The following is a 9810-nucleotide window of genomic DNA, read 5'->3' on the forward strand; positions in this document are numbered from 1 at the left end:
GTGGGGTGCCACAGCATTGCAAGGGCTGTGCCACGGCCCGGCTCACTTCTTGAGGCTGATCACCTGGTGGGTGGACACCGACTTCAGACCTTCCACGCCGAATTCCACGCCCCAGCCCGAGCGCTTGGTGCCGCCAAAGGGCACCATGGGGTGGACGGCACCATGCTGGTTGATCCACACGGTGCCCGCCTGCAGCCGACCCGCCACCTGCAGCGCCCGCGCCGGGTCGCTGCCCCAGACCGAGGCGCCCAGGCCCACCTCCAGGCGGTTGGCGCTGGCAATGGCGTCGTCCACGTCGCTGTAGCGCAGGATGGGCAACACGGGGCCGAACTGCTCCTCGTCCACGATGGCATCGCCATCGCGCGCGCCGGTGAGCAAGGTGAGGGGGTAGAAATAGCCCGGCCCCGCGGCCGGCGCACCGCCGCACACGGCCTGGGTGCGGCCATTGGCGAGCGCGCCCTGCACCAGGCGGGCGACCTTGTCGAACTGCATGCGGTTCTGGATGGGGCCCATCACCGTGCCTTCGGCCAGCGGGTCGCCCATGGGCATGGCGCTCACCAGGGCGGCCAGCGCGTGCACCACGGCGTCGTGGAGGCTGTCGTGCACATACAGGCGCTTGATGCAGGCGCAGGTCTGCCCCATGTTGATGAACGCGCCCCAGAACAGGCCCATGGCGATGGCCTGCGGGTCGGCGTCGGGCAGCACGATGGCCGCATCGTTGCCACCCAGCTCCAGCGTGGTCGGCACAATGGCCTGGGCCGCGGTGGCGGCGATGCGCGCGCCCGTGGCGGTGGAGCCGGTGAACAGGATCTTGCCGATGCGCGCGTCCTGCACCAGGGCCGCGCCGACCTCGCCGGCACCCGTCACCACGTTCAGCACGCCCGGCGGCAGCACCTTGGAGAGCACGCGCACCATCTCCAGCGTGGCGATGGAGGTGTACTCCGAAGGCTTGAGCACTACCGTGTTGCCCATGCGCAGTGCCGGCACGATCTGCCAGATGGCGATCATCAGCGGCCAGTTCCACGGGGCGATGGCAGCCACCACGCCATAGGGCTTGCGCAGCACCTCGTCGCGCCGGCTGTCGTCTTCGAACACCACCTCGGAAGGCAAGGGCAGCGCGGCATTGACCTCGCACCAGGCCTGGCAGGCGAACAGTTCGAAGCGCGCACCCGGCACGGCCTCGGGACCCACGCCGCCCAGGGGCTTGCCCTGCTCGCGCGCCACCCAGGTGGCCAGGTGCTCGGCGTTGTCGCGCAAGGCGGCTGCCAGCTGGCGCAGGGTGTCGGCACGCTCCTGGTCGCTGCGTGCCGCCCAGGCCGGCTGGGCGGCCTGGGCGGCCGACACCGCATCGGCCACGTCCTGCGCGGTGGCCTGGGCCACCATGCCCAGCGCTTCGCCGGTGGAGGGGTTGATGGAGGGGGCGTAGGACCGGGTGCCCTGGATGGGGCGGCCGCCGATGAAAAAGTCGAACTGCGTTGTCATGGAAAAGCTCCTCGCTGGCGTGGCGTGCATTGCTGGCGGCGATGCTAGGCCGATGCCCGGCGGGGCACATCGCGAGTGTTCGCGAAAGGGAAAACCCTGTGGCGCCGGTGCGCCGATGTGGTGAACTGGCAGCCGTTTGAATGGCGCGTGTTCCGGGCGCGGCCCCTTTGCTAAAATTCACCAGTATCAAATAAATTTCACAATGTTGAAATTTGCCGCATTGCCTGCGGTGCCTTGATCGACCCATCGGCCATGGACAGTGCCTCCGTCCTGCATGCACAGCACCAGTTGCGCCAGCGCCTGCTGACGCCCCGGGCCGGCTGGGCCACGCCCGCAGGGGAGCGCGACCTGGCGGCGCACCTGATGCTGTACCTGGACGATGCCGAGGCCTGCTGGCGCATTGCCCTGGACTGGTTGCGCGACAAGCTGGGCGGGGACAGGGTGGACAGCGGTGCCCTGCAGCCCTTGTCGCCGGTGTACCAGGCCCGCGTGCAGTCCCTGCGGCAGGACCGCGAAGTGCCCTCCATGCTCGACACCCCGCTGGACCTGGGCTGGCCCGGCATCCAGGCCGCGCTGCGCAGCACGGTCCCGGTGTGGGTTGCATCGGTCGAGCAGTCGGCCTCTCTGGGGGATGGCCTGCGCGCCATCATCCGCAGCAAGGGCACCTGCAGCAAGCTGGCCATGCCCCTGCTGCGCGAGGGCGGCCCCTTCGGCATCGTGTGCGCCGACTGGCTGGAGGTCCCCCACACTCTGGACGGCGCGCGCGTGGACCTGTTCCACCGCACGGTACTGCATGTGGTGGCGCCCGTCCTCAGTGCCGCCTTGGCGCTGGAGGAGGGGCAGGCCGTCGATGCACTGCGCCAGCGGCTGGAGATTGCCAGCGATGCCCTGACACCGGCCGAATGGCGCGTGGCCCATCTGGTGGCCATGGGCCTGAGCTACAAGGAGATCGCGCGCCAGCTGGGGCGTTCGCTGTCGACGGTGGACCACCAACTGCGCAGCATCCGCAGCAAGCTCGACGTGCCCTCCACCGCCCGCCTGGTCAGCCTGCTGGCCGTGCCGGGCAAGCCGCCTTCCCTGCTGTCCTGAGACAGCAGCACCGGCCATTGGCACCCGGTGCGGGGCAGGCACAGAGCGGCGCAAGGCACTTTTTGCTGGCCCACCGGGAGAGGGGCGTGCACGCTCGCGCGCACTGTGCGGAGCAGGGGGTGGGCAGGGGCGCTTCTCGGGGTTGATGCTGCCGGGCCGCCGCCCGTTGCCAGCGCAATGACCTGGAACCTGCTCTGAGAGCGGGGGCCAGTTTGGCGCGGCATGTCGCGCAATGGATCGTCTGGTGTCGCAAACGGGTTCGCGGGCCGCGGGACCCAAATCTACATTCTGGGCACCACGCACCAGGAGGCACCGCATGCAACCGACAACCCCCCTCATCGCCAGGCGCTGCCGCCTGCGGCTGTGGGTCGTGCTTGCCGCAGCGCCCGCCTGATCCCCGTCGGCCGGCCCCTTGCGGATTGGCCACCCGCGCTCACCCATCCAACCCTCAGAGGGGAATCCATGCAACGTAGACAGCTTCTTCAACTCGGCATGCTGGCAGCGCCGACGATCATCGTCCCCGGTGCAATCCGGGCCCAGGGCGCGGAGCTCATCATCGGCTCGGCGGCCACCAATCCGCCGTTCGGCTTCAAGGATGGCGATGGCTACTCGGGCTTCGACTTCGAGGTGTTCAACGAGGTCGCCAAGGGCATGGGCCGCAAGTGGCGGGTGCAGTCCATGGAGTTCGGTGCGCTCATCCCGGCCCTGCAAAGCGGCAGCATCGATGGCATCGTGTCCCAGCTGTTCATCCGGCCTGCGCGCCAGAAGGTGATCGACTTCTCCGATCCGTACTACCGCAGTGGGCTGATCGCCGTGGTCAGCGCCGACAACAAGACCATCCGCACACCCGAAGACCTGGTGGGCAAGACCATCGGCACCGAGACGGGAACCTTGGCAGTCGATTTCATCAAGGAGCACATCAAGGGCGCGAACATCGCTCAACTGCCCAGCGTGAACAACGCCCTGCTGGCGCTGGAGGCCGGTCGCACGGATGCCGTGATCTACGACAAGCCGGTGCTGATGTACTACTCGGCCAACGCCGGCAAGGGAAAGATCCGCATCCTGCAGCCCACGCTCGAAGGCCTGGATGTCGGCGTCGGCTACCGCAAGGGCAGCCCGCTCGTGGCGCCCACCAATGCAACGCTGGCGGCCATGCGCTCCGATGGCCGCCTCAAGGCGATCCGCGAAAAATGGTTCGGAACCGGCGCGGAGTAGGCCGCGCCATCCATCCACCGCCGAACGGGTGCCACACAGGGCCTGTTCGCCGGCCTCACCGCAAGCAATCTTCCCAACTTCGCTGGATCGGAAATTCGAGATGGAATTCGAGTGGAAAGTCATCGCCGAGGCCTTGCCCGAATTGATGCAGGGCCTGCAACTGACGCTGTGGATCGCGCTGGTCGGCCTGGCCGGCGGCATCGTGGTGGGGGTGCTCACCGGCGTGACGCTGACCTACGGCAGTTGGCGCATGCAGGCCCCGGCACAGGTCTACGTGGCCCTGATCCGGGGCACGCCGCTGACCGTGCAGGTCATGTTCGTCTACTTCGCCCTGCCCATTCTGATGGGGGTGCGCATCAGTGCGACGAGTGCGGGCATCCTCACGCTCGTCATCAACTCCGGTGCCTACAACGCCGAGATCGTGCGCGGTGCCCTCCACAGTGTGCCCCCCGGGCTTCGCGAGGCGGGGCTCGCCATGGGTGTCGGCTTTCGCAAGGTGCTGGTGCATGTCATCGCGCCCATTGCCATCCGCCGTGCGCTGCCCGCCATGGGCAACCAGTTCGTCACCGTGGTCAAGGACACGTCGATCTTCCTGGTGATCGGCGTGGGCGAGCTGACGCGGCGCGGGCAGGAAATCATGGCCGCCAACTTCCGCGCAGTGGAGATCTGGGCTGCCGTCGCCCTGATCTACTTTGCCGTCATCACCATCCTCGCGCTGAGCCTGCGCTTTGTCGAACGGGCGGTGCGCCTGCCATGAGCATGATCGAATTTCAGAACGTTTCCAAGCGCTTCGGCCCGCAGCTGGTGCTCGATGCCATCGATCTGTCGGTAAGCCAGGGCGAGGTCGCAGTGGTGATCGGCCCGTCCGGATCGGGCAAGTCGACCATGCTGCGTTGCATCAACGTGCTGGAGACCATCAGCAGCGGCGACCTGCGCGTCGATGGTGTCAGCGTGCGCGGCAACGCGCGCGATGTGCGGCACATCCGGCTCGAGGCCGGCATGGTGTTCCAGCAGTTCAACCTGTTTCCGCACCTCACCGCGCTGGAGAACGTGATGTTCGGCCCCATCCGCTCGCGCGGCAAGTCCCGGGCCGAGGCCCGTGACATCGCGGCGGCCTTGTTGCAGAAGGTCGGCCTGGCCGAGCGCATGGGCCACTACCCGTCGCAGCTGTCGGGCGGGCAGCAGCAGCGCGTGGCCATCGCACGCGCGCTGGCGGTCGGGCCCAAGCTGATGCTGTTCGATGAGCCGACTTCGGCGCTCGACCCCGAACTGCGCCAGGAAGTGCTCAAGGTCATGCAGACGCTGGCGGCCGAAGGCATGACCATGATCGTGGTGACCCACGAAATGGCCTTTGCCAAGAAGGTCGGCTCGCGCCTGCTGTTCATGGACGGCGGCCACATCGTGCACGACGGAAAGCCTACCGAGCTGCTGGCCGACCCGCCCAGTGAACGCTTCCGCGACTTCCTGCTGCACGTGCACTGACGGACGCCGACCGCGCTGCTGCGCGGTGCCCATCCCCCCAATTCCGATGGAGTTCCCCAACGTGACCAGTTCTTCCGCCTTTTTGTCTCCCCATGGTTTCCGGCGCTGCGAGGTTGGCCTGCACAACTGGCGCGAGGCGCCTTGGAACGTCTGGGCCTTCCGCCATGTCAGCGAGTTCATTCCCAGCGCCCGCATCGCTGCGACGCCCGGCCTGGCCGAGGAGCCCGCGGTCAGTGCCGAGGGCCTGCTGCGCGAGGCGTTTGTGTTCGGTGGCGAGCGGACCACCGTGGCCGACGCACTGCGCGCCACGTCTGCCGACGCCATGGTGGTCATGAAGTCCGGCCGCATCGTGGCCGACTTCCATGCCCCGGGCTTCGACCTGCAGACCCGGCACATCCTGTTCTCGGCCAGCAAGTCGGTCACGTCCATCGCCGCGGGCATTTTGCATGGCGATGGGCTCCTCGATGTCGAAGAACGGGTGCCGCACTATGTGCCGGAGCTGGCGGCTTCGGCCTATGGCGATGCGCGGGTGCGCGATGTGCTTGACATGCGCGTGGGACTCGACTTCGATGAGGTCTACAGCGATCCCGATGGCCTGTATGCGCGCTACCGCCGCGCCGGGCTGTTCGAGCCCTCGCTGCCCGGGGATGGGGAGACCGTGGTTGAACTCATTGCCCGCCTGCAGAAGGGGCCGCGCAGGCATGGCGGGCCTTTCCACTATGCATCGCCCAACTCGGATGTGCTCGGCCTGGTGATCCAGGGGGCGTCCGGCCGGCGTTTTTCCGAGCTGGTGTCGGAGCGGCTGTTCCAGCCCCTGGGTGCCCGGCAGGACGCCTATGTGACGGTAGACCGCGCCGGTACGCCGCGCACGGGGGGAGGCATCAACATGGCGCCGCGCGACCTGGCACGCATCGGCGAAATGATGCGCCAGGGCGGCGTGGCCCATGGCCGCCGCATCGTGCCGCAGGCCTGGGTGGAGGACACGGTCACAGGCGGCTCGGCCGACGCGTGGGCCCGGGGCGACTTCTCCGCATGGCTGCCGCGTGGGCGTTACCGCAACAAGTGGTACCAGACGGGTGCCGGCAATGGCGCCTTTTTCGCGCTGGGCATCCACGGCCAGTGGCTGTATGTGGATCCGCGCGCCGAGACCGTCATCGCCAAGTTCTCTTCGCAGCCCACCGCCGTCGTGGACCAGGCCAAGGAACTCAACCTCGCACTGTTCGACGCCATCGCGCGCACGGCATGACCCGGATGCGCCTCTCTCACCGACTCTTGAGCTTCCACACAGCATGACTGCCCCTGATCCAGCGGACAAGCCTCCCGTCACGGTGTTCGGCCCCGACTTTCCCTTTCCGTTCGACGACTGGATCCGCCACCCGGCCGGGCTGGGTGTGCTGCCCGCGCAGCACCACGGCGCCGAAGTGGCCATCGTGGGGGCTGGCATGGCCGGGATGGTGGCCGCCTATGAGCTCATGAAGCTGGGCCTGAAACCGGTGGTCTACGAGGCGTCGAAGATCGGCGGGCGCCTGCGCTCGCAGGCCTTTGAGGGCGGGCAGGGCGTGGTCGCTGAACTGGGAGGCATGCGCTTTCCGGTCTCGGGAACGGCCTTCTACCACTACGTCGACCAGCTCGGGTTGCAGACCCGGGCCTTCCCCAATCCGCTGACGCCGGCATCCGGCAGCACCGTGGTCGACCTGGAGGGCCTCACGCATTACGCCGAAAGCCTGGCGGATCTGCCGCCGATGTTCCGCGAGGTGGCCGATGCCTGGCGCGAGGCGCTGGAAGACGGGGCCACGTTCAGTGCCGTGCAGGAGGCGATCCGCCAGCGCGACGTGCCGACCTTGAAGGCCTTGTGGAACCGGCTGGTCCCCCTGTGGGACGACCGCACCTTCTATGATTTCGTCGCCACCTCCCAGGCCTTCTCCAGCCTGTCGTTCCAGCACCGCGAGGTGTTCGGCCAGGTGGGCTTTGGCACCGGGGGCTGGGATTCCGATTTTCCCAACTCGATGCTCGAGATCCTGCGCGTGGTGATGACCAATTGCGACGACGAGCAGCGCCTCATCGTGGGCGGCGTGGAGCAGGTGCCGCTGGGCCTGTGGCGCCACGCACCGGACAGGCTGGTGCACTGGCCAGCCGGCACCACGCTGGCCAGCCTGCATGCGGGCGCGCCGCGCGCGGGGGTGGCTGCCATCCGCCGCCAACCCGATGGCCGCCTGGCCGTGGTCGACCGTTGGGGCGGGCAGCAATCCTATGACGCCGTCTTGACCACCTGCCAGAGCTGGCTGCTGACCACGCAGATCGACTGCGACGAATCCCTGTTCTCGCACAAGATGTGGATGGCCCTGGACCGCACGCGCTACATGCAGTCGAGCAAGACCTTCGTCATGGTCGACCGGCCCTTCTGGAAGGACAAGGACCCCGAGACCGGGCGCGACACGATGAGCATGACGCTGACGGACCGCCTGACACGGGGCACCTACCTGTTCGACAACGGCCCGGGCAAGCCTGGCGTGATCTGTCTGTCGTATGCGTGGATGGGCGACGCGCTGAAGATGCTGCCCCAGGCACCGGAGAAGCGCGTCAAGCTCGCGCTGGGGGCATTGAAGAAGATCTACCCCAAGGTGGACATTGCCAGCCACATCATCGGCGACCCGATCACCATTTCCTGGGAGGCCGATCCGCACTTTCTGGGTGCCTTCAAGGGCGCGCTGCCTGGGCACTACCGCTACAACCAGCGCATGTTCTCGCACTTCATGCAGGACGGCTTGCCGGCGGCCGAGCGCGGCATCTTCATCGCGGGCGATGACGTGTCCTGGACTCCTGCCTGGGTCGAGGGGGCCGTGCAGACTTCGTTGAATGCGGTATGGGGCATCCTGCGCCACTTCGGGGGGCGCAGCCACCGCGACAACCTGGGGCCGGGCGATGTGTTCGATGCCATCGGCCCCATGGCGTTGCCCGAATGACGGTGGCGGACCTGCGCCTGGCGCTGCTGCAGTGTGAGCCGCTGCCCGGCGACGTGCCAGCCAACCTGGCGCGGCTGGAGCTGGCCTGCCGGAATGCGGCCGCGGCTGGTGCCCAGCTGCTGGTCACGCCCGAGATGGCTTTGACCGGCTACCACATCGGGCGGGCGGCAGCCGCAGCGCTGGCCGAACCCGCGCACGGTGCCCGGGAGCAGGCGGTCGCGGCACTGGCGCGCCGGCATGGCCTGGCCATCGCCTTTGGCCATCCCGAGCGGCTTGCGGACGGCGGCGTGGCCAACTCCGCCGTCTGCATGGATGCCAAAGGCCGCGCCCTGGCCCGCTACCACAAGACCCACCTGTTCGGCGATCTGGACCGGGGCATGTTCACGGCAGGGGTGGGAGACGAAGCACCGTTCGAATTCCACGGCTGGAAGCTGGCGATGCTGATCTGCTACGACGTGGAGTTCCCGGAGAACGTGCGCCGCCTGGCGTTGCAGGGGGCGGAGGTGGTCGTGGTGCCCACGGCCAACATGGAGGGCTTCGACTTCGTTGCGCAGCACCTGGTGCCCACGCGGGCCTATGAGAACCAGGTGTTCGTGGCCTACGCCAATTTCTGTGGGCGCGAACAGGGGCTGGTCTACAACGGGCTCAGCTGCGTGGTGGCGCCGGATGGGGCCGTGTTGGCCCATGGCGATCGCAGTGCAACCCTGCTGCTGGCGGACCTGACGCGGGACACGCTGGCCGAAGGCCGAAAGCGGCTCCATCATCTCCAGGACTGCCGCAGGGCGCAGCGCTTGCAGGGGCAGGAAGACGCAGGCAGGTAGCCGCCATGCCTCAGACGCTGCGCGGCCCCGCCGGCTGCAGCAGCACCAGCAGCGCCCCGGCACCGCCATCGACGGGCCGGGCCTGCACGAAGGCCAGCACCTCGTTCTTCTGCACCAGCCAGCGTTGCACCCGGCCCTTGAGCACGGGGCTCTTGCCGGGCGAGCCCAGGCCCTTGCCGTGCACCACGCGCACGCAGCGCAGGCCGCTTTTGTGCGACTGGCGGATGAACTGGCCCAGGGCTTCGCGCGCCTCGTCCACGCGCAGGCCGTGCAGGTCGAGCTGGCCCTGGATGGCCCAGTAACCCGCGCGCAGCCGCTGCGTGACCTGCACGCCGATGCCTGGTCGGCGGTAGCTCAGCGCGTCGTCGGTGTCGAGCAGAGTGCTCACGTCGAAGTCATCGCTGATGGATTCGAGCAGCACGCGCTCTTCGTCCAGCCAATGCTGCAGTGGCAGCGGCTGGGGCTGGCGGCGTTGCAGCCGCGCCAGGTTGCGCAAGCGCAGCGGCGTGATGGGGCCCACGCTGCGGCTGAACAGCTGCTGCTCGGCCTCGGCCCGGGCAGCGGCCTCGCGCCGGGCCTTCTCTTCGGCCTGCTCGCGCTCATGCTGCTCGCGCAGCTGGCGTGCCACGGTGGCCAGTTCCTGCAGGTCGGTGATGCGCTGGCCTGGGCGCCGGGGCGCAGGGGCGCCGCGCCGCGGGGGCTTGGCCGCTGGCGCGGGGGCCGTGGCTGGCGGCCGGGGCACGCGCGCGGGCCGGGCC

The 9810-nt window shown here is 68.4% G+C and carries 9 protein-coding genes; 7 read left to right on the forward strand and 2 right to left on the reverse strand.

The features are described from left to right. Positions 1–42: 42 nt before the first annotated feature. Entirely contained in the window at positions 43–1482 is a 1440-nt protein-coding gene (locus AC3WOH_RS08880) for an aldehyde dehydrogenase family protein (protein ID WP_492228994.1), read from the reverse strand. A 252-nt stretch (positions 1483–1734) separates the two neighbouring features. Between AC3WOH_RS08880 and AC3WOH_RS08885 the strand changes: the two genes are divergently transcribed. The 7 genes from AC3WOH_RS08885 (at position 1735) to AC3WOH_RS08915 (ending at position 9052) form a co-directional block, all read left to right on the forward strand. Then, positions 1735–2571: a helix-turn-helix transcriptional regulator gene (locus tag AC3WOH_RS08885; RefSeq protein ID WP_492228995.1), complete on the forward strand. Its 837-nt coding sequence runs from the start codon at positions 1735–1737 to the stop codon at positions 2569–2571. Between the two features lie 462 nt (positions 2572–3033). Beyond that, positions 3034–3786 carry a transporter substrate-binding domain-containing protein gene (locus AC3WOH_RS08890; RefSeq protein ID WP_492228996.1) on the forward strand — a complete coding sequence of 251 codons (753 nt, stop codon included), beginning with the start codon at positions 3034–3036 and terminating at the stop codon, positions 3784–3786. Positions 3787–3886: 100 nt separating this feature from the next. Continuing rightward, positions 3887–4543, forward strand: coding sequence for a glutamine ABC transporter permease GlnP (gene glnP, locus AC3WOH_RS08895; RefSeq protein WP_492228997.1), 657 nt, complete (start codon positions 3887–3889; stop codon positions 4541–4543). Beyond that, positions 4540–5268, forward strand: a complete 729-nt coding sequence (gene glnQ, locus AC3WOH_RS08900; RefSeq protein WP_492228998.1) for a glutamine ABC transporter ATP-binding protein GlnQ — start codon at positions 4540–4542, stop codon at positions 5266–5268. Before glnP ends, glnQ begins: the two co-directional genes overlap by 4 nt. Positions 5269–5329: 61 nt before the next feature. Continuing rightward, positions 5330–6514 carry a serine hydrolase domain-containing protein gene (locus tag AC3WOH_RS08905; RefSeq protein ID WP_492228999.1) on the forward strand — a complete coding sequence of 395 codons (1185 nt, stop codon included), beginning with the start codon at positions 5330–5332 and terminating at the stop codon, positions 6512–6514. 43 nt (positions 6515–6557) lie between these two features. Continuing rightward, on the forward strand, positions 6558–8231 hold the full coding sequence (locus tag AC3WOH_RS08910) for a flavin monoamine oxidase family protein (protein ID WP_492229000.1): 1674 nt from the start codon (positions 6558–6560) through the stop codon (positions 8229–8231). Further along, complete coding sequence (locus AC3WOH_RS08915; RefSeq protein ID WP_492229001.1) at positions 8228–9052, forward strand: carbon-nitrogen hydrolase family protein; 825 nt, start codon at positions 8228–8230, stop codon at positions 9050–9052. Before AC3WOH_RS08910 ends, AC3WOH_RS08915 begins: the two co-directional genes overlap by 4 nt. Before the next feature lie 10 nt (positions 9053–9062). On the opposite strand, the gene AC3WOH_RS08920 is transcribed toward AC3WOH_RS08915, so the two are convergent. After that, positions 9063–9707: a Smr/MutS family protein gene (locus tag AC3WOH_RS08920; protein ID WP_492229008.1), complete on the reverse strand. Its 645-nt coding sequence runs from the start codon at positions 9705–9707 to the stop codon at positions 9063–9065. Positions 9708–9810 lie beyond the last annotated feature (103 nt).

It is taken from the genome of Acidovorax sp. FW305-C-20-28, from assembly GCF_058783375.1.